Consider the following 20,050-nt stretch of genomic DNA (forward strand, 5'->3'; position numbering starts at 1 on the left):
GGCGCGAGCTCTTGCTTCTATCGTGGTTTGACAGCAAGAGCTCGCGCCGAGACGGCGCTCCTACGGAAGGTAAAGAATCAACGCAGCTCAGTGCCTGCGTTCCACCGCATAACGCGCCAGTCCTCGAAGCGCTGCCATGGCGTCATTCTCAGGGAGCCCATCCAGCGCCTGTTCGGCACTAGCCGCGTATTCGCTGGCGCGGCGTTGGCTGTATTCCAGCCCGCCGGTGGCTCGGATGGCTGTCAGAACTTCCGGCATGGCGTCGGCGTCGCCGCTTCGGACGATGTCGCGTAGCCGGTTTGCGATAATGCTGTCCGATTGCCGTATGGCGTGGATCAGCGGCAGCGTGGCCTTGCCTTCGGCCAGATCGTCGCCCAGATTTTTGCCCAGGTCGGCGGCGTCGGCGGTGTAGTCCAGCACGTCATCGGCAATCTGGAAGGCGTAGCCCAAGTTCATCCCGTAGTCGTAAAGCTGGCGCTGGGTAGCCGGGTCGGCGCCGGAAGCCAGGGCTCCCAGTTGGGTCCCTGCCGCGAACAGCACCGCGGTCTTGCGCTCGATCACCCGCAGATAGGTCGCCTCGTCCGTGTCGGGGTTGTGCACATGCAGCAGCTGCAGTACCTCGCCTTCGGCAATGCGGTTGGTGGTATCGGCCAGGATCCGCATCACCTCCATACGGTTCAGTTCGACCATCAACTGGAAGCTGCGTGAATACAGAAAGTCGCCCACCAGCACGCTGGGCGCGTTGCCCCATAGCGCATTGGCCGTGCTCCGGCCGCGTCGCAGGTCGGACTCGTCCACTACGTCGTCGTGCAGCAGGGTGGAGGTGTGGATGAACTCGATGATGGCCGCCAACTGATGATGATCGGCGATGGCCGGACCGCAGGCGCGTCCGGCCAATACCACCAGCATGGGTCGCAGCCGCTTGCCGCCGGCGGAAATGATGTGGTCGGCGATCTGGTTGATCAGCACCACATCCGAGGCCAAGCGGGCCCGGATCAGGGCGTCGACCGCCGCCATGTCCGGCGCGGCTAGGGACTGGATATGCGACAGGGCCAGGACGGGGCGGGGGGATTCGACGACGGACATGCGGGCGATTTGGGGGAAGTGCCTGAATTATAAGGCCCGACGGCCAGAGAAGTCCTACAGCTGACTAGGAAGCCCTCTGATGGTCCGAGTGCCGCGGGTATACTCCACTAGTCTATGCCCGCGATTGGCGGGTGTTTCTCAACGGAAAACGATATGGCCCGCGGCATCAACAAAGTCATCCTGGTCGGCAATCTCGGCAATGACCCGGAAACCAAATATACCCAGGGCGGCATGGCGATCACCCGGATCAGCCTGGCCACCACCAGCGTCCGCAAGGACAAAGAAGGCAACCAGCAGGAACGCACCGAATGGCACCGCGTAGTGTTCTTCGGAAAGCTGGGCGAAATCGCTGGCGAGTACCTGCGCAAGGGCAGCTCCGTCTACGTGGAAGGCTCGCTGCGTTATGACAAGTACACCGGCCAGGACGGGGTGGAGAAGTATTCCACCGACATCATCGCCGACGAAATGCAGATGCTGGGCGGCCGTGGCGAAGGCGGCGGTGGCGGTGAACGTTCGGCCCGCCCGCAGCGCCAGGAATATTCGTCATCGGGTTCGTCTTCGGCCCCACGCCGGCAGGCTCCGGCGCCGCAGCAGGCGCCGGTGGACGATTTCGCTGACGACGATATTCCGTTCTGATCGGCTACGAACGACTTAATCAAAACAAATGGGGAGAAATGTGCCGACTTGGCTGGTGACCGGTGGAGCCGGTTTTATCGGTGGAAATTTTGTACTGCGGGCGGTCGCCAGCGGCGTCCGCATCATCAATCTGGATGCGTTGACCTACGCCGGGAACCTCGACACGCTGTCGGCGCTGGAGAGCGACCCTGACCACGTGTTCGTCCATGGCGATATTGGTGATGGTGCGTTGGTAGCCAGGCTGCTGGCTGAGCACCAGCCTGATGCGGTGCTAAATCTCGCTGCCGAGAGCCACGTCGACCGGTCCATCGACGGTCCGGGAGCTTTCATCCAGACCAACGTGGTCGGTACATTGGCTTTGCTGGAAGCGGTGCGCGACTACTGGCGTTCATTGCAGGGAGAGCGGCGCGATGCGTTCCGATTCCTGCACGTGTCCACGGACGAGGTCTACGGTTCATTGGGCGACACGGGCAAGTTCACCGAAACTACGCCGTACGCGCCAAATTCGCCTTACTCCGCTTCCAAGGCAGCTTCCGATCATCTGGTACGCGCGTTTCACCATACCTATGGTCTGCCGGTGCTGACGACCAATTGCTCGAACAACTACGGCCCCTACCATTTCCCCGAAAAACTGATCCCCCTCGTCATTGCGCGGGCCTTGGCAGGCGAAGCGCTGCCGGTTTACGGCGACGGCAAGAACGTCCGCGATTGGTTGTTCGTGGGAGATCATTGTTCGGCTATTCGGACCGTGCTTGAGAAGGGTCGTGTCGGCGAAACATACAACGTGGGTGGCGATGCCGAGCGTCAGAATATCGAAGTGGTCAAAACCATCTGCAAATTGCTGGATGAGCGTCGTCCGCGTGAAGACGGAAAATCGCGCGCCACCCAGATTACGTTTGTTGCCGATCGTCCTGGGCACGACCGCCGCTATGCCATCGATGCGTCCAAACTCAAGAGTGAGCTTGGGTGGCGGCCTCAGCATACTTTCGAACAGGGCATCGCAGAGACAGTCGACTGGTATCTCGACCATCAGGAGTGGGTAAAGCGGGTGCTGGACGGTAGCTATCGTCTGGAACGCATCGGCACTGCGGCATAACGGCGAGAGAAAGCGATGACGACACGCAAAGGCATAATCCTGGCCGGCGGTTCCGGCACCCGTCTCTATCCGTTGACGCAGGCCATCAGCAAGCAGCTGTTGCCGGTCTACGACAAGCCGATGATCTATTACCCGCTCAGCGTGTTGATGCTGGCGGGCATTCGTGAAGTGCTGGTGATCAACACGCCGCATGAGCAGGCGCTTTTCAAGCAGCTGCTAGGCGATGGATCACAATGGGGCATGCAAATTCGGTATGCGGTCCAGCCCAGCCCGGACGGATTGGCACAGGCCTACCTCATTGGCCGCGAATTTGTCGGCGGCAAACCTAGTTGCTTGGTGCTGGGCGACAACATCTTCCACGGGCACGGCTTCAGCGAAATATTGCACCGTGCCGATGCACGCGCCGATGGCGCCACTGTTTTCGGCTACTGGGTTAGTGATCCGGCACGTTATGGTGTCGCTGAATTCGATGCGCAGGGCCGGGTCGTCGATATAGTAGAAAAGCCTGCTCAGCCGCGCTCCAACTATGCGGTTACCGGTCTTTATTTCTATGACGGAAATGCCAGCGAATACGCCGCTTCGTTGAAACCCTCGTCCCGCGGCGAGCTAGAGATCACTGATCTGAATCGTTGCTACCTGGGGCAAGGTAACTTGCACTTGGAGCCGTTGGGCCGGGGACACGCGTGGTTGGATACCGGCACCCATCAATCCCTGTTGGAAGCCTCGACCTTTATCGAGACCATCGAAGCGCGGCAAGGGTTGAGAGTGTGTTGTCCGGAAGAGATTGCGTACGGAAACGGCTGGATCGACACGGCTCAGTTGGAAGGACTGGCTGCGCCGTTGGCAAAGAGCGGATATGGCCAATATCTGCTGTCGCTGATCGCGCGCGGGGTGGTGCGATGAAGGTGGTCGAAACCCGTCTGCCAGGCTGCATCATCATCGAGCCTGCGGTGTTTGGCGATGATCGTGGCTTCTTCTTCGAAACCTGGAATGCCGAACGCTACGGCAAACATGGACTGCCCACCTGCTTCGTACAAAGCAATGTGTCTTTGTCCTCGCGTGGGGTACTGCGCGGTTTGCATTACCAATGGCCGAACCCGCAGGGAAAGCTGGTCAGTGTGCTGGAAGGCGAGGTCTATGACGTCGCGGTGGATATTCGGCGCGGCTCGCCCCACTTCGGCCGTTGGACAGCCGTGATCCTGAGTGCGGAGAACAAGCGACAGTTCTGGATTCCGGAAGGCTTCGCGCACGGTTTTGCTGTCCTCTCGGAGCGGGCACTGTTCAGCTATCTCTGCACTGCGCCCTACGACAAGGCCGCCGATGCGGCAGTGTGTTGGAACGATGCCGCGATAGGCGTCGATTGGCCAATCAGCACGCCATTGCTTTCCGGCAAGGACGCGGTTGCACCGCTGCTGGCCGATGTCTCTCCTGAGCGTCTGCCGATTTTCTCCGCATGAGTATCTTGTTGTTGGGTGCCAATGGCCAAGTCGGTCACGAGCTTCGTCGTAGTTTGGCACCGCTAGGCAGGATCGTGGCTGCGACACGGACCGGCGAGCTGCCGGACGGAGCTCGTTGTGAAGTGGCCAATTTCGACGATCCGAATTCCCTGGCGGAACTGGTTGAGCGCTTAGCGCCGGACGTAGTGGTCAATGCGGCAGCCTACACTGCAGTGGATCGCGCCGAGGACGACCAAGAAGCGGCTTTCCGGGCGAACGCGGAAGCACCGGGTGTGCTCGCCGAAATCTGCGCGCAGCGCGAAGTACCTTTTGTCCATTTCTCCACCGATTACGTCTTTGACGGAACCGGCACCAGTCCCTATCGCGAAGACGATCCAACGGCACCGCTGGGTGTCTACGGAGCAAGCAAGCTGGCGGGTGAGGAAGCAGTACGTGCGGCGCGCGGACGCCATCTGATATTTCGTACCGCCTGGGTGTACAGCGTGCGCGGACAGAACTTCCTGCGCACCATGCTCCGGCTGGCAGCGGAACGCGAAGAGCTACGCGTGGTGGGCGATCAAATTGGCACACCGACGCCGGCGTACCTCATAGCCGATGTCACGGCGGCCGCGATTTCCCACTCACAGCCGCTATCCGGCACCTTTCATCTCACCGCTACCGGTGAAACCAGCTGGCATGGCTTTGCCGAAGCGATCATCGATGGCGCGGCCGAACGGGGGCTGCTGCAGCGCCCGCCGCGAGTCGTGGCGATCGGTACTGAGGACTACCCGACCCGGGCCAAACGCCCGGGTTACTCGTGTCTGGATACAGGAAAGCTCAGCGGGGCATTGAGCGCGCCCTTGCTGGATTGGCCGGCAGGGTTGAAGAAAGTGATGGATGATCTGAAGGCCGAGTCCCGCTAACATGCTTGGAACAAAGATCCGAAGTTGCGGGATTCGCTTTTCTACAAGGCGTGGGGACGTCTGAGCGAAAGAATGGCAATAACCTGCGGTGCATAACGGCGACAGCATTGGCGAGAGTGGTAGCGCTGAAGCTGGCGATTCTATATATGAATCAATGGAAGCGGGAAGGGGACGGATTATGTGGAAATGGCTCAACAGCGTACTGGTTATGTGCTTGCTGACTTACCCGGCGATTGCGGTCGCCCAGGCGGATATTGGGGCATTTGTCCGCAAGGACCTGTTTCACGACATCAAGCTGTCGCCCAATGGCGATTACTATGCCGCGACCGTGCCGCTTGAGGATAGGACCGGTCTGGCAATCATGCGTCGTGCAGAAAAGAAAATAGTGGGTTCGTTTTCCCTGGGGAAAAACTCGCATGTGACGGATTTCTGGTGGGTAAATCCGGAGCGGGTGGTGATCGCGGTTGCTGAGAAGGCCGGCACGTTGGATGAGCCGGTGCCGACAGGCGAGCTGTACGCTATCAGTGCCGATGGATCGAAGCCGGAGTTGCTGGTGGGCTTTCGGGTTCAGAGCGCTGGTCCGGGCACGCGTCTTCATTCCAAAAAGGTCGAGAATGTCGCCGCGTTTCTGGTTGATGCGCTTCCGCAGGACGACCGGCATGTGATCATCAGTGTTTGGCCGGCCGGTGATGAACCTTACACGCGTGCAGAGCGCATGGACGTCTACACTGGCCGCCGCACGCTCGTCGCGCGGGCTCCGGTGCGCCGCGCCGATTATTTCACTGACAATCAGGGCGTCGTCAGATTCGCGCATGGTGCGGGACCGGACAATGTGCGCAAACTCTACTATCGACATGGCGATGGTGCCGATTGGCAGTTGATCAGTGACGAGGTGGTAGACGGGAATGCCGAGTATCCGTTGGGGTTCTCACAAGACAATCGAATTGCCTATCTGCAGGTAGAGCAGAGCAGCGGACCTGATGCCGTGATCGCGTACGACGTGGCTTCCGGCAACCGCGAGCAGATCATGCGCGATGAGATCGCGGACCCTGATTGGATCGTGTACGGGATAGACTCCAAAGGCGGGGCAGGCGCGACCCCGGTTGGGGTCGGTCTTGTTGCAGGCAAACCGCGACGCAATTTCTTCAATCCGGCATCGGCCGAGGCCAAATTGTATGGAATGCTTGAAGCAGCATTTCCCGGCGAAGCAGTGCGGATTACCTCAACTACGGCCGACGGAAAAATCGCGCTGGTGCAAGTGAGTAGCGATCGCAACCCCGGCGATTTTTACCTTTTTCAGATCGACGCAAGAAAAGCGGAATATCTGTTGAGCCGCCGCGATTGGTTTGATCCAGAAAAGATGGCGGAATCCCGACCTATTCAGTTGAAGGCACGGGATGGATTGCCACTGCATGGCTATATCACTCTTCCTCAGGTCGGGAATGGGAAAAACCTTCCGATGGTCGTGCTACCCCATGGTGGGCCGTTTGGAGTTGCGGATACCTGGGGATTCGACACGGAGGCGCAGATGCTGGCGCAAGCCGGTTACGCAGTGTTGCAGGTCAACTTTCGCGGTTCCGGTGGTTATGGGCGAGCCTTCCGGGAAGCGGGTGCGAAGCAGTGGGGCCTGAAGATGCAGGACGACGTTACCGATGCGACGCGCTGGGCGATACAGTCTGGCGTCGCCGATCCGAATCGTATCTGCATCTATGGGGCCAGCTATGGCGCCTACGCCGCTCTGGCCGGTGTAGCCAAAGAGCCTGATCTCTACAGGTGTGCGGTCGGCTATGCTGGCGTTTACGACCTGCCGATGATGCATACCCGTGGTGACATCCAAACCGCCAGGTCGGGGGAGGCTTATATCCGGGAATGGATCGGTGAGCGTGACGAAATAGCCGCCGTTTCGCCCACCAATATGGCGAATCGCATCAAAGTGCCGATTTTTCTCGCGGCAGGTGGCGAAGACGAACGAACGCCTATCGCACACTCCGAACTCATGGAACGCCGGTTGAAAGCGGCAGGAGTCCCGGTGGAGACGCTCTACTATAAAACTGAAGGGCATGGCTTCTACACCGAAGAGCATCGGCATGAGTACTACACCAAGCTTCTAGGTTTCTTCGGTCGCCATATCGGCGGAGTCAAATCGAAGTAGAAGGTGAAAAAAAAACGGCGCCAAAAGCGCCGTTTTTTTTAAGCGGCGTATCGGTCAACGCACACCATGCATCATTCGCCTGAGCAGCGGAGTCGCAACGAAAGCGAGCAACGCGCAAGCCAGGCCTATCCACATCATCAACCAGAAAAGATCGGCGTACTTGGCGGCAGCGTCCACCATGTCGATTGTTTCGCCTTCAAGCACATCAATGGCGGCGAGCTTTCCAAATAGCGCGGCCAGTGCTTCTGAGAAGGCAGTGGCAAGAAACCAAGTGCCCATCATCAGGCTGACCACGCGCGGGACCGACAGCTGGGTGACCGCCGATAAGCCGACGGGCGACAAGCACATCTCACCGATTTCCAGTATCAGATAAGCCAACACCAGCCACCACACGCTGGCGATCTGTCCACTGTCGCCAACCTGTTGCGCCGCCAAGGCAAGGGGTACGAACGAGAGTCCGGCGAACATCAGGCCCAATGCGGACTTGAATGGTTTGGACGGATTCATGCCCACCTTGTCCAAACTTTCCCACAGCACCGCGAAAACAGGCGCCAGCAACACCAGGAATATGGCGCCCAAGTAGGTGAGCGACCCGGCCGTTTGCGGCAGTACAACCGAATCACGGACCAGGAACACCAACATCAATGTCACCACCGCGATGAACAGCGCACGCGGCGCACGAGAACTTGGACTCCGGTCCGACAGTTCCGCGGCGAGCACGAACGACACCGGCGCCAGCAGCAACGAGTATGTGGACCAGGGCGCGTGCGAAAGAAAAATCGCGGCATTCGTAGCGATGCTGTCCGACCACACCACCACTTCCTGGCTGCGTACCAGACTGGGAAAAATGTCCTTGGTGAGCAGGCGATCGGTGAACGTCACCCAGGAGCCGTAGGTCTGCTCGTACAAAGTGAAGAACACCAGGCACATAAGGATCATCGCCATCAACGCGAGCATCTGGTGCCGCTGCACCGGTGTGCACTGAGTGGTGATGAACCAGCCGAACCACGCCAGTACGACCACAAGTACGACCAGCATCAGCATCAGCGCCAACGACACTTCTCCACCCAGCGAGAAGGTGCCATTCGCCGCCGCCCACATCAGCCAAGCTACCGGTACAACCCCGGCGATGGCGCCGAAATAGATCAACCATTCGCGCGGTACACCCGCGACTCGCTCGCGTAACGTCTGTGGCGCTGGAGGCTCGGCATGTCCCTGCAGGTATTTTTGTCCCCACAGAAACAGCGCCAAGCCCAGCAACATGCCGATGCCGGCCGCGCCGAAGCCGTATTTCCAGCCCAGCGTTTCACCCAGATACCCGCACACCAGCGACGCGAACAGAGCGCCCAGATTGATGCCGGCGTAGAACAGACTGAATCCGGAATCGCGGCGCGGGTCGTTTTCGGCGTACAGACGGCCGACAATGGTGGAAATGTTCGGCTTCAAGAAGCCGACGCCCATGATGATCAGCGCCAGCGACAGGTAGGTGATGCGCAGCGTGGATTCGTCTCGGACCACCATGTCTCCCACTAATGCCGCGGCGTTGCCTTCGAACGCCATGCCGATATGGCCCAGCACCAGCAAGATGCCGCCGAACACCACTGCCTTGCGCATGCCCAACCAGCGATCGGCGAGCAGTCCGCCAATGACGGGAATGCAGTAAACCAGGCCGCCATACGCACCCAGCAGGTCCAGACCGGCCTTGTCGCCAAACAAGTGATATTTGGTGAGATAAAGCAATAAAAGCGCCTTCATCCCATAGAAGGAGAAGCGCTCCCACATCTCGGTGAAGAAGCAGACGTAGACCCCTTTGGGGTGTCCCAGGAAATCGTCTTGCACGACGGCCAAGGTGGCGGGACTCGACAAGGGCGGCTCCGGGCGAAAAGGCCGCCGGAGTATATCCCTGCGCGCGCGGCTGGACTTGCCGGCGGCTTGGCTATAGCGTGTCGGCTTTCCGCAATCAGGGGAACCGCATGAATCAGCCTGCGACTCCGCAGCTCACCTTCCGCGCCGTGGTACTGGCGATCATCCTGGCGGTGGTCCTCTCCGCGGCCAACGCTTATCTCGGTTTGTTCGCGGGCCTGACCATCGCGACCGCCATCCCTGCGGCCGTCGTGTCGATGGGAGTGCTGCGGCTGTTGGGCGGCGGCACCATCCTGGAAAACAACATCGTCCAGACTGGCGCGTCGGCAGGCTCCTCCATCGCCGCCGGTGTCATCTTCACGATCCCGGCGCTAGTCATTCTCGGCTACTGGCAGGACTTCCGTTATTCCTGGGTGCTGGCCATCGCCGGCCTGGGCGGTTTGCTGGGTGTGCTGTTCTCGGTGCCGTTGCGGCGCACCATGATCGTCGAAGAACCGTTGGCGTTCCCCGAAGGCAAGGCCGCGGCTGAGGTATTGAAGGCGGGCGAAAATCCGGGCCCGGGCTTGAAAATCCTGGGCATGGCGAGCGGCATTGGCGCGTTGGTGAAACTGGCGGCCGAAAGCGGACTGCGCCTGATCCCGGACAACGCCGCTGGCGCTGGTTTCTTCGGCAAGTTTTTGGGTTACATGGGCACAGGTTTGTCGCCTGCGCTGCTCGGCGTGGGTTATATCGTCGGACTCAATGTCGGCATCGTGGTGCTCTCCGGCAGCATCCTGTCGTACAACATCGCCATTCCGCTTTACTACGCGTTCTTCCAGAACACCGATCCCGCATTGGCAACGCAGATCGTTGGCCAAAGCGCGTTCGATGCAGCGCAGATCATTCGCGCCGAGAAGGTGCGGTACCTGGGCGTCGGTGCGATGCTGATCGGTGGCGTGTGGACGTTGTTCTCACTGCGCAAGTCGCTGTTTTCGGGCGTCAGGAGCGGCTTCGCCGCCGCTCGCAAGAGCAGCGCCGGACAGGTCGTCGCCGAAACCGAGCGCGATCTGCCAATGAAATGGATGCTGGTCGCACTGGTCATCTTCGTGATTCCGCTGGCGCTGCTCTACCAGGCCATCGTGGGGCAGTGGACGGTCAGTATTCCAATGACGATCATCATGATCGTCGCCGGCTTCCTGTTCGTGTCGGTGTCGGCTTATCTGGCCGGCCTGGTGGGTTCGTCGAACAATCCGGTGTCGGGCATCACTATCGCCACGATCCTGTTCGCTTCCGTGGTGTTGATGTTCCTGCTTGGCCGCGATTCTCCGATAGGCGCGGTCGCCGCGATCATGATCGGCGCGGTGGTGTGCTGTGCAGCGGCGGTCGGCGGCGACAACCTGCAGGATCTCAAGGCCGGTTATCTGGTGGGCGCCACGCCGTGGAAGCAGCAGCTGATGCTCGGCATCGGCGCGTTTTCCTGCGCGCTGATCATGGCGCCGGTGCTGAATCTGCTTGCCGCCGCGTACGGCATCGGTCCTTCCACGCCGGAGCACCCGCAATCGCTGAATGCACCGCAGGCCACCCTGATGGCCTCGGTCGCAAAAGGCATGTTCGGTGGACAGTTGCCGTGGGGCATGATCGGTATCGGCGTAGCGATCGGCGCGGCAGTGATCGCGCTGGACGAATGGCTGAAGTCGCGCAATTCCACGTTCCGCGTGCCGGTGCTCGCCGCGGCAATCGGCATCTATCTGCCGTTGGAACTGATGGTGCCGATCTTCCTTGGCGGTCTGCTGTCCTATTTGGTGGAGCGCAAGCACGGCGTGCACCCGCACGACGAAGCCGAACGCGATCGCATTCACCGCCCCGGCATGCTGTTCGCCGCTGGCCTGATCACGGGTGAAGCGCTGCTGGGCATCGGCATCGCGGTGCCCATCGTGGTGAGCGGGCGTCCGGATGTGCTGGCGCTGCCAGAAACATGGCGCTTCGGCGAGCCGCTCAGCATGTGGGTCGGCCTGGTCGTGCTGACGTTGGTGGGCTGGCTGATGTACCGGGTGGGTGCCAAGCTGACCAAGGTGAAGCTGGAAAGCTGATCTGGTGAGATTCGTAAGCGCAAACGCATGACTTCATGCCTTTGCGCCGGATCAACGTTACGGCCTAACATTGGGGTTTCCTGTTTGCCGGAGCCCCGGATGAATCTGCGTCTTGCCGTACTGCCTTTCTGCCTGCTCGCCGCGTTGCCGGCCTATGCCGAACGTGGATTCGACGTCCGCGACCTGGCCGCGCTGGAGCGTGTGTCCTCGCCGGTGTTGTCGCCGGACGGCAGCCAGGTCGTCTTCGCCAAGCGCCAGGTCGATGCGGCGGTAGCGAAGTCCAACACCGGGCTGTGGACGCGCAACCTGCGCACGCGCGATATGGCACCGCCCAAGCAGCTCACGCCGGAAGGCTGGAATGTCAACTCGCCATCGTTTTCGCCCGACGGAAAAACCGTTTACTTCCTCAGCGCGAAATCCGGCACGCAACAGCTCTACGCCATGCCTGTCGCGGGCGGCACGCCGCGCGCGCTGACTGACTATCCGTTGGATGTCGGCAGCTACAAAATATCGCCGGATGACGCGCGGGTTGCGTTCAGCGCCGATACCTTTGGCGAATGCAAGGCGGATTTCGCCTGCACCAAAAAGAAACTCGACGACACCGCTGCACGCAAAAGCACCGGCGTAGTGTACGAGAGGTTGTTCGTACGCCATTGGGATACCTGGGCCGATGGCCGCCGCAGCCGACTGTTCGTTGCCGCCCTGCCGGCAGGCAAGGCCAAGCCGGTCGCCAGCGCTATTTCGCTGACCGACAGCCTCGATGGCGATACGCCGTCCAAGCCATTCGGCGACGCCAGCGAGTACGCCTGGTCGCCTGACGGACAATCGCTGGTCGCCGGCATTCGCGTCGCCGGCAAGAGCGAGGCCTGGTCGACCAACTTCGATCTCTATCGCCTGAGCGCGGATGGCAAGGCGGCACCGATCAATATGACGGCGTCCAATCCCGCGTGGGATGCAGGCCCGGCGTTTAGCGCCGACGGCAAGACGTTGTACTACCGCGCCATGAAGCGGCCGGGTTTCGAAGCGGATCGCTTCGCATTGATGGCGATGGACATCGCCAGCGGCCAAGTGCGGGAAATCGCGCCGAAGTGGGACCGTTCCGCGGATGGCATCGTGTTGTCGGAAGACGGCAAGACTATCTACATCACCGCGCAGGACAACGGCGAACATCCGTTGTTTGCGGTGGATATCGCGACGGGAGAAGTGAAGAAGGTAGTCGCAGAGGGTTCCGTCTCGGCCTTCGAAATTGCAGGCGGCACCTTGGCGTTCACCCGCAATACGTTGAAATCCGGTGACCAGCTGTTCACTGCCGGTCTGGATGGCGCATCCCCGCGACCCATCACTCAAAGCGCCGAAGAAGTGCTGAAGGACGTCGCCTTCGGCGATTTCGAGCAGTTCCAGTTCAAAGGCTGGAACAACGAAACCGTGCACGGCTATGTGGTCAAGCCATGGAACTACGTGGAAGGGCAGAAGTATCCGGTCGCCTTCCTCATCCATGGTGGCCCGCAAGGCAGCTTCAGCAATGGTTGGAGCTATCGCTGGAATCCGCAGACCTATGCCGGTCAGGGCTACGCTGTGGTGATGATCGATTTCCATGGTTCCACCGGCTACGGCCAGGCGTTCACCGACGCGATCAGCCAGCATTGGGGCGACCGGCCGCTGGAAGACCTGCAGAAGGGCTGGGCGGCGGCGCAGAAGAAATACAGCTTTCTGGATGGCGGCAACGCTTGTGCGCTGGGCGCCAGCTATGGCGGCTACATGATCAACTGGATCGCCGGCAATTGGCATACGCCGTCCACCGGGGCGTGGAAATGCCTGGTCAACCACGATGGCGTTTTCGACACTCGCGCCATGGGCTATGTCACTGAAGAGCTGTGGTTCACCGAGTGGGAAAACGGCGGTACGCCGTACCAAGCGCCGAAGAACTACGAGAAGTTCAACCCGGTCAACCACGTCGCCCAATGGCGCACGCCGATGCTGGTGGTGCAGGGCGAAAAAGACTATCGCGTACCTTTGGATCAAGGCCTGTCCGCGTTCACCGCGTTGCAGCGCAAAGGCATCGAATCCAAGCTGCTGTACTTCCCGGACGAAAACCATTGGGTGCTGAAGCCGCAGAACAGCATCCTGTGGCATGACACGGTGAATGGCTGGTTGAAGCAACACCTCAAACCGTAAAGCAGGGGTCTGAGATCAGGGGCCAGGGACCAGGGACCAGGGACCAGGGACCAGGGACCAGGGACCAGGGACCAGCTTCCCCTTGCCAGCCATTCGGCTGTTGAGAAGCGCTGTAAGAGGGGATGGGGGGATTTGCTGTTGCTCTAGAACACAAAAAGGGGCGAAGCCAAAGCTTCGCCCTTTTTTTCTTTTTTCATTGCCGCCGCTTAGTTCAACGGACAACCTTGGTTGTTGTACGCGTCCAACGTACTGGCCAGCGACAGCATCACTTCGCGGTCGCCGGTGCCCAATGCGAAGGTCACCTGCTGGATCACCTGTGCCGATGTCAGCGGGAAGTCGACGCCGGTCGAGGTTGCGTTGAGCAATGAGGCAATGGCCTGCTTCATCAGGATGCGCTTGGCGCCGTCCACGCCCGGGCCGCCTTGGAAGCTCAGCGCCGTCAGGAAGGTAGCGTCAGGCGCGTCCACGCCGAAGTAGCTTTGCACCAGCGTGCTGGTGGTGTACGGCAGCGGCCAGGAATCGTGGTGCTTCTTCACCTTCCAATAGCCCAGCGTGCAGCCTTCGTACCCGGTCTCTTCCGGGACGGAATAGCAGAAGCTGGCCTCAGCGATCGGCGGATAACGGTCGTTGGTAGTGGTGGTGGTGAACGCCGGTGCGGCCGGCAGGTGCAGGCCAGCATCTTCAGTCACTGGCGGATCGTAGGAGTACAGAACGCCCACGCCACCGCCCCTTATCCCGACGCTATGGATCGATTGGCCAGTGCTGAGTTGCTGCCAGTACAGCAGCCAACCGCTGGTCGAGTCGAAATAGATGGTATCCACCGTCAGCGTGCCATCGCTATTGGCTTGCACGCCCTCCGGTAGCGGGTTGACCACCAGCTCACGCAGGATATTTGCCGTATCGAAGTCCTTGCAGCTTAGGCCGCCATCGATCAGCGTCGGCGTGCCGATCGTGGTTGCTCCGGCCGGGCCGGCGGCCGCGATGAACAGGGCGACCGTGGTGGCGGCACCGACCAGCACGGAGCGGGCGGTATCGCCCAGCCGAGCCTTCTTGGATGAAACAGTCATGGGATTCTCCCCTCAAGGTGGATGTGAGCGCGGAGCCCGCTATCTATCCCTGGCTTTCGGGCCGTTGCGGTCAGTTAAACGCCCGTAGGTGCGAGCAGCGGCCATCGGCTGAAAGCAAGCCAGATGACCACGTGGCGCGGTCAGAAGGCAAAAAGGCCCTCAACGAGCCATGGGTGGTGACCTCGCCCGTAGGTGGCTGAAACAGATGTGAGATTTCAGGCAAGCCCGTTCAGCGGGAGTGCGGATCGGATAAAGCCAGGCCTTGATCTGAAGACGGCACAAGCCGCAGGAGCGGCGTCCTATGGCACCATGCGGCCCATGCTTGGCCTTGGGCCGGCAGTTCGACACGGGCGGGTCGCTCCGGTGGCTCGCCCGTTTTTTTTGTTCAGCAATAGGGGAATGCCATGGCGCCTGTCGAGGCCGGTACCGCATTGATCACCAACGACGCCGTCGTGCTGGGCCTGTTGGCCGTCACGTTGGGGTTCGTATTCTGGGGCGCGTCGCGGCCCAGTGGATTCTGGAAGAAGTTCTATAGCTACGTGCCGGCGCTGTTGATGTGCTATCTGCTGCCGGCCATCTACAACAGCACCGGGTTGATCAGTGGCGAGGCATCGGCTCTGTATCCGATGGCGCGGGACTACCTGCTGCCCAGCTCATTGGTGCTGTTCTGTATCGCCATCGACATTGGTGCCATCCTGAAACTGGGCCCGAAGGCGCTGATCATGTTCCTTACCGGTACGGCCGGCGTGATGCTGGGCGCGGTGGTGTCGTTCCTGGTGATGGGCGTGATCCATCCGGAAACGGTGGCCGGCGATACCTGGCGCGGCATGGCGACGTTGACCGGCAGCTGGATCGGTGGTGGCGCCAACCAGGCGGCCATGAAGACCGTGTTCCAGGTTGATTCCACGTTGTTTGGCCAGTTCGTGGCAGTCGATGTGTTGGTGGCCAATCTGTGGATGGCATTGTTGTTGTTTCTGGCGGCACGCGCTTCGGCGGTCGACCGTTGGCTGGGCGCGGATACCTCGGTTATCGACGATCTCAAGCACCGGATGGAAACCTATCAAGCCAAACATGCACGCAACCCGAGCTTGGCCGATCTGATGATGATCCTCGGCATAGGCCTGGGAGCGACCGGTTTGGCGCACTGGTTGGCGGGGCCGCTGGTGGAATGGATCAAGACACTGCCGCCGGAATGGCGATTGGAGGAATTCAGCCTGACCTCCGGATTCTTTTGGATGGTGATACTGGCCACGACCGTCGGCCTGCTGCTCAGCTTCACACGGACCCGGGAACTGGAAGGCGCGGGTGCGTCCAAGATCGGCACGGCGATGCTGTATTTCCTCATCGCCACCATTGGCATGCACATGGATCTGAAGGCGCTGGTGGACAAGCCCTTGCTGTTCGCGTTGGGCCTGATCTGGATACTGACGCATGGCGCATTGCTGTTGCTGGTCGCCAAGCTTATTCGCGCGCCACTGTTCTTCATGGCGGTAGGTTCACAGGCGAATATCGGTGCCGCAGCTTCGGCACCGGTGGTGGCGAGTGCGTTCCATCCCGCGTTGGCGCCGGTTGCCGTGTTGCTGGCCGTATTTGGTTATGCCTTGGGTACTTATGCGGCCTATATGACCGGTCAGCTGCTACGTATATTGGCGGGAGGCTGATCGTCCCCAAGAGGCAGATACAAACGACGTGAGTCGCGACCGGAAGAACAACCAAAGCTTTTGACACGGATTAACGCGGAAAGAAGCGGATAAAGCATTGAAGACGTTTATCCGTGTTTATCTGCGTTAATCCGCGTCTAAAGGCTTCTCTCTCTTGAGATAGCGACTCACGTCGCTCCTACAAAGATACGAAGGTGCATACAAAAAAGCGAAGCCGTTGGCTTCGCTTTTTGTATGCACCGAGGGACGACATCAGCAACAGCGGAATCCGTTCCTGCCGCCGAAGCGCGCTTCCTGCCGTTCGCGGAAGAAGGTCTTGTAGTCCATCACTTCGCGATCCGGATGCTTGTCCAGCATGTGGCGGACATAGTTGTCGTAGTCCGGCACGCCGCAACACAGGCGGGCGGTTTGCACCAGGCGCCGCCACACGCGGCGGTGCGCCTGGTACTGGCTGACGGGAACCAGCGCCGTACTCATAACAGTTCTCCCATCAAAGGTTCTCCGCCAAGGCCGGATCGGTGGCCACATAGGCCGTTTCGCGATCACTGCGTTGCGGGCTGCGCCTTGCCTTGGCGATCGCGCCGATCGAATAGAACAGCACGCTGAACACCACGAACAGGAACAGCGCGGTGAGACCCGCGTTGACGTAGTTGTTGATCATCACCTGCTGCATCTGGCCGAAATCCTTCGACGGCGCGAGCAGTTCGCCGGCGGCGATCGCGTTCCGGTACTTGCCCGCCTGGGCGAGGAATCCGACCGCAGGGTTTTCATCGAAGATCTTGATCCACCCGGCCGCGGTGGTGCAAATCAGCAGCCACACTGTCGGCACGATCGAAACCCACGCATAGCGGTCGCGTTTCATCTTGAACAGCACCACGGTGCACAACATCAACGCAATGCCCGCCAGCATCTGATTGGCGATGCCGAACAGCGGCCACAGCATGTTGATGCCGCCCAGTGGATCGGTGACGCCCTGGTACAGGAAGTAACCCCACAATGCCACGCAGCCCGCGGTGGCAAGCAGGTTAGGACCCCATGCTTCGGTGCGGCGCAGTGCCGGTACGAAGTTGCCAAGCAGGTCCTGCAGCATGAAGCGGCCCGCGCGCGTGCCGGCATCGACTGCCGTCAGGATGAACAGTGCTTCGAACAGAATCGCGAAGTGATACCAGAACGCCATCATGCCTTCGCCCGGCAGCACCGCGTGTAGTATCTGCGCTATGCCTACCGCCAACGTCGGCGCGCCGCCAGCGCGCGACAGGATGCTGTTCTCGCCGATCTCTTTCGCCGTTGCCGTCAGCATCTCGGGCGTCACCGCGAAGCCCCAGCTCGACACGGTCTGTGCCACGGTCTGGACGTCGGTGCCGATGATCGCCGCCGGACTGTTCATGGCGAAATACACACCCGGGTGGATGATCGACGCCGCGACCATTGCCATGATCGCCACGAACGATTCCATCAGCATGCCGCCGTAGCCGATGTAGCGCGCATGGCTTTCGCTGGCCAGCAGCTTTGGCGTGGTACCGGAGGAAATCAACGCGTGGAAACCCGAGACCGCACCGCACGCAATGGTGATGAACAGGAACGGGAACATGCTGCCTTTCCACACCGGTCCGGTGCCGTCGGTGAACTGCGTCAATGCCGGCATGCGCAGCTCCGGCATCACGATGACGATGCCGATCGCCAGCGCGATGATGGTGCCGATCTTCAGGAACGTCGACAGATAGTCGCGCGGCGCCAGCAGTAGCCACACCGGCAATACCGCGGCGACGAATCCGTAGCCGATCAGCATCCAGGTGATCTGAGTGCCAGTGAACGTGAAGGCCGGTCCCCAGGTCGGATGCGCCGCCACCTTGCCGCCGAACCAGATCGCCAGCAGCAGCAGCACCAAGCCGACCACGGAGATCTCGAGGATCTTGCCCGGGCGGATGTAGCGCATGTACACGCCCATGAAGATGGCGATGGGTATCGTCGCCATGACGGTGAACATGCCCCACGGACTTTCCGCGAGCGCCTTGACCACGATCATCGCCAGCACCGCCAGGATGATGATCATGATCAGGAACGCACCGAACAACGCGATGGTGCCGGCCACCTGGCCCATTTCTTCTCTTACCAGATCGCCCAGCGAGCGGCCGTTGCGGCGGCTGGAGATCACCAACACCATGAAGTCCTGCACCGCACCGGCCAGCACCACGCCGGCGATCAGCCACAGCGTGCCGGGCAAGTAGCCCATTTGCGCCGCCAAGACCGGCCCGACCAGTGGGCCGGCACCGGCGATAGCGGCGAAGTGGTGGCCGAATAAAACGTGCTTGTTGGTGGGCACGTAGTCCAGGCCGTCGTTGTTGACGACGGCGGGCGTGGCGCGGGTGGGATCCAGCCGCAGCACATTATTGGCGATGAAGAGACTGTAGAAGCGGTAGGCGACCAGATAGATCGATACCGCGGCCACCACGATCCAAAGCGCATTGATGTGCTCGCCGCGGCGTAGCGCGACCGTTCCCAACGCGAACGCACCAAGTATGGCTAGCGCCGCCCAACCGAGCTTCGACAGACCTTTCATGAACGAACCTCCAAAGAGACCTGCGCTAGCGTCCTCCCATGGAGGAAAAGGGTCAATCTGTAACCGCAGATTCGGTCTTCGACTTTGGTCTATCTATGCGCTGAAGAAGGATGCCTGCGGCACTGCAGCACGAAGCCCAGAAACAGCAGTCCATCGTCATGACCCGCCATCCGGCTGTTGAGAAGTGCCTCCGGCGAAGGCGGGAGCCAGTGTCTTCAATGGTGCCTTCAACTGCCGAATGCTTTTCGCGCCGCCATCATCTAGGCGAACGCTGGCGTTTTTCCTGTAAGCGCTACAACCATTTGGCACGCTTGAACAGCCGATACAGGCCCACACAGACAAGGATTACTCCGCCTATCAAGATCGGATAAGCAAAACGATCGTCCAGTTCCGGCATGTTCTTGAAATTCATGCCGTACCAGCTGGCGATCAAGGTGGGGGCCGCTAGCAGCGCTGCCCACGCGCCCAATCGCTTGACCACTTCGCCCTGCGCCAGGGTAACCAACGACAGGTTGACGCTGAGCGCAGTCGTCAGCATTTCGCGCAAGGTGTCGGTAGCTTCGTTGACTCGCAAGGCATGATCGTAGACGTCGCGGAAGTACAAGCGCACTTCGTCGGGTATCAGCGCGCTTTGCGAACGCGACAGCTGAGTCAGTACATCCTGCAGTGGTGCCACGGCCAGACGCATCTTGGTCAGTTCGCGTTTGAGCTCATAGAGTTTGATCACCGTCACCCGCCGGAAAGTATCCGAGAAAATGTCTTTCTCCAGCGTATCCAAGGTGTCGCGGAACTCGTCGACGATGGGGCGGTAATTGTCGACGATGAAATCCAGCACAGCGTACAAACCGTAAGAAGGTCCCAGCGCCAGCAGCTCCGGTTCGCGCTGTACCCGCTCGCGGACGGGCGCATACGACAGTGAGGCGCCATGGCGCACTGTGACCAGATAGCGCGCTCCCAGAAAAGCGTGCGTCTCGCCGTAACGGATGCGGTCGTCGACCACTTGCGCAGTGTGCAGCGCGACGAAGAGCGAATTGCCGTAGGCCTCTATTTTCGGGCGCTGATGGGCGTGCTGTGCGTCCTCCACTGCCAGATCATGTAGACAGAATTCCTCCTGTAGCTTGTCCAGGATGCTGTCGTCCGGCTCGTACAAGCCGACCCAAAGAAAACTACCGTCCTCATTCGCCAGCACGTCGCTGATCTCATCCAGCGGAATATCGCGGCGTTTGCCCTCGCGATCATAGACAACGCAGTTGATCACGCACTTGGGCAGTGCGGGTTTGTCGCCCTGGACGGAGGAGATATCGTTCATGGCGCGCATCGTGCGCC

The 20,050-nt window shown here is 60.4% G+C and carries 15 protein-coding genes; 9 read left to right on the plus strand and 6 right to left on the minus strand.

Annotated elements, in window-relative coordinates; genetic code table 11:
* Positions 1-87: 87 nt before the first annotated feature.
* Positions 88-1,086 carry a polyprenyl synthetase family protein gene (locus AB6O04_RS01440; RefSeq protein WP_368561842.1) on the minus strand — a complete coding sequence of 333 codons (999 nt, stop codon included), beginning with the start codon at positions 1,084-1,086 and terminating at the stop codon, positions 88-90.
* 153 nt (positions 1,087-1,239) lie between these two features.
* Between AB6O04_RS01440 and AB6O04_RS01445 the strand changes: the two genes are divergently transcribed.
* From AB6O04_RS01445 to AB6O04_RS01470, 6 genes are all read left to right on the plus strand, one after another.
* Entirely contained in the window at positions 1,240-1,722 is a 483-nt protein-coding gene (locus tag AB6O04_RS01445) for a single-stranded DNA-binding protein (protein WP_368561843.1), read from the plus strand.
* Positions 1,723-1,762: 40 nt separating this feature from the next.
* A complete protein-coding gene (gene rfbB, locus AB6O04_RS01450; protein ID WP_368561844.1) occupies positions 1,763-2,818 on the plus strand; it encodes a dTDP-glucose 4,6-dehydratase in 1,056 nt (351 codons plus the stop codon).
* A 15-nt stretch (positions 2,819-2,833) separates the two neighbouring features.
* Complete coding sequence (gene rfbA / locus AB6O04_RS01455) at positions 2,834-3,721, plus strand: glucose-1-phosphate thymidylyltransferase RfbA (protein WP_368561846.1); 888 nt, start codon at positions 2,834-2,836, stop codon at positions 3,719-3,721.
* A complete protein-coding gene (rfbC, locus tag AB6O04_RS01460) occupies positions 3,718-4,275 on the plus strand; it encodes a dTDP-4-dehydrorhamnose 3,5-epimerase (protein ID WP_368561847.1) in 558 nt (185 codons plus the stop codon). Before rfbA ends, rfbC begins: the two co-directional genes overlap by 4 nt.
* Positions 4,272-5,177, plus strand: coding sequence for a dTDP-4-dehydrorhamnose reductase (rfbD, locus tag AB6O04_RS01465; protein ID WP_368561848.1), 906 nt, complete (start codon positions 4,272-4,274; stop codon positions 5,175-5,177). The genes rfbC and rfbD overlap by 4 nt, the downstream gene beginning before the upstream one ends.
* Positions 5,178-5,355: 178 nt before the next feature.
* Complete coding sequence (locus AB6O04_RS01470; RefSeq protein ID WP_368561849.1) at positions 5,356-7,329, plus strand: alpha/beta hydrolase family protein; 1,974 nt, start codon at positions 5,356-5,358, stop codon at positions 7,327-7,329.
* Between the two features lie 54 nt (positions 7,330-7,383).
* On the opposite strand, the gene AB6O04_RS01475 is transcribed toward AB6O04_RS01470, so the two are convergent.
* Complete coding sequence (locus tag AB6O04_RS01475) at positions 7,384-9,195, minus strand: peptide MFS transporter (RefSeq protein WP_368561851.1); 1,812 nt, start codon at positions 9,193-9,195, stop codon at positions 7,384-7,386.
* Between the two features lie 107 nt (positions 9,196-9,302).
* On the opposite strand from AB6O04_RS01475, the gene AB6O04_RS01480 reads away from it, so the two are divergent.
* Together AB6O04_RS01480 and AB6O04_RS01485 are read left to right on the plus strand one after the other, a co-directional pair.
* Entirely contained in the window at positions 9,303-11,261 is a 1,959-nt protein-coding gene (locus tag AB6O04_RS01480; protein ID WP_368561852.1) for an OPT family oligopeptide transporter, read from the plus strand.
* 99 nt (positions 11,262-11,360) lie between these two features.
* Entirely contained in the window at positions 11,361-13,436 is a 2,076-nt protein-coding gene (locus AB6O04_RS01485; protein ID WP_368561854.1) for a prolyl oligopeptidase family serine peptidase, read from the plus strand.
* A 206-nt stretch (positions 13,437-13,642) separates the two neighbouring features.
* On the opposite strand, the gene AB6O04_RS01490 is transcribed toward AB6O04_RS01485, so the two are convergent.
* Complete coding sequence (locus AB6O04_RS01490) at positions 13,643-14,503, minus strand: hypothetical protein (protein ID WP_368561855.1); 861 nt, start codon at positions 14,501-14,503, stop codon at positions 13,643-13,645.
* A gap of 404 nt (positions 14,504-14,907) precedes the next feature.
* On the opposite strand from AB6O04_RS01490, the gene AB6O04_RS01495 reads away from it, so the two are divergent.
* Complete coding sequence (locus AB6O04_RS01495; RefSeq protein WP_368561856.1) at positions 14,908-16,164, plus strand: DUF819 domain-containing protein; 1,257 nt, start codon at positions 14,908-14,910, stop codon at positions 16,162-16,164.
* A gap of 252 nt (positions 16,165-16,416) precedes the next feature.
* Here AB6O04_RS01495 and AB6O04_RS01500 read toward each other — a convergent pair whose 3' ends face one another.
* The 3 genes from AB6O04_RS01500 to corA all read right to left on the minus strand — a co-directional run bounded on the left by AB6O04_RS01500 (position 16,417) and on the right by corA (position 20,033).
* Entirely contained in the window at positions 16,417-16,641 is a 225-nt protein-coding gene (locus AB6O04_RS01500) for a YbdD/YjiX family protein (protein ID WP_368561858.1), read from the minus strand.
* A gap of 13 nt (positions 16,642-16,654) precedes the next feature.
* Complete coding sequence (locus AB6O04_RS01505) at positions 16,655-18,724, minus strand: carbon starvation CstA family protein (protein ID WP_368561859.1); 2,070 nt, start codon at positions 18,722-18,724, stop codon at positions 16,655-16,657.
* A gap of 292 nt (positions 18,725-19,016) precedes the next feature.
* On the minus strand, positions 19,017-20,033 hold the full coding sequence (gene corA, locus AB6O04_RS01510) for a magnesium/cobalt transporter CorA (protein ID WP_368561860.1): 1,017 nt from the start codon (positions 20,031-20,033) through the stop codon (positions 19,017-19,019).
* Positions 20,034-20,050: the final 17 nt, after the last annotated feature.

The organism is Pseudoxanthomonas sp. UTMC 1351 (assembly GCF_040948865.1).
Taxonomy (GTDB): domain Bacteria; phylum Pseudomonadota; class Gammaproteobacteria; order Xanthomonadales; family Xanthomonadaceae; genus Pseudoxanthomonas_A.

Bases quoted from the DNA above. Each gene is read 5' to 3' on its own strand.
- AB6O04_RS01440 (WP_368561842.1), bottom strand. From the start codon at position 1,086: ATGTCCGTCGTCGAATCCCCCCGCCCCGTCCTGGCCCTGTCGCATATC.
- AB6O04_RS01445 (WP_368561843.1), top strand. From the start codon at position 1,240: ATGGCCCGCGGCATCAACAAAGTCATCCTGGTCGGCAATCTCGGCAAT.
- rfbA (WP_368561846.1), top strand. From the start codon at position 2,834: ATGACGACACGCAAAGGCATAATCCTGGCCGGCGGTTCCGGCACCCGT.
- rfbC (WP_368561847.1), top strand. From the start codon at position 3,718: ATGAAGGTGGTCGAAACCCGTCTGCCAGGCTGCATCATCATCGAGCCT.
- rfbD (WP_368561848.1), top strand. From the start codon at position 4,272: ATGAGTATCTTGTTGTTGGGTGCCAATGGCCAAGTCGGTCACGAGCTT.
- AB6O04_RS01470 (WP_368561849.1), top strand. From the start codon at position 5,356: ATGTGGAAATGGCTCAACAGCGTACTGGTTATGTGCTTGCTGACTTAC.
- AB6O04_RS01480 (WP_368561852.1), top strand. From the start codon at position 9,303: ATGAATCAGCCTGCGACTCCGCAGCTCACCTTCCGCGCCGTGGTACTG.
- AB6O04_RS01485 (WP_368561854.1), top strand. From the start codon at position 11,361: ATGAATCTGCGTCTTGCCGTACTGCCTTTCTGCCTGCTCGCCGCGTTG.
- AB6O04_RS01490 (WP_368561855.1), bottom strand. From the start codon at position 14,503: ATGACTGTTTCATCCAAGAAGGCTCGGCTGGGCGATACCGCCCGCTCC.
- AB6O04_RS01495 (WP_368561856.1), top strand. From the start codon at position 14,908: ATGGCGCCTGTCGAGGCCGGTACCGCATTGATCACCAACGACGCCGTC.
- AB6O04_RS01500 (WP_368561858.1), bottom strand. From the start codon at position 16,641: ATGAGTACGGCGCTGGTTCCCGTCAGCCAGTACCAGGCGCACCGCCGC.
- AB6O04_RS01505 (WP_368561859.1), bottom strand. From the start codon at position 18,724: ATGAAAGGTCTGTCGAAGCTCGGTTGGGCGGCGCTAGCCATACTTGGT.
- corA (WP_368561860.1), bottom strand. From the start codon at position 20,033: ATGAACGATATCTCCTCCGTCCAGGGCGACAAACCCGCACTGCCCAAG.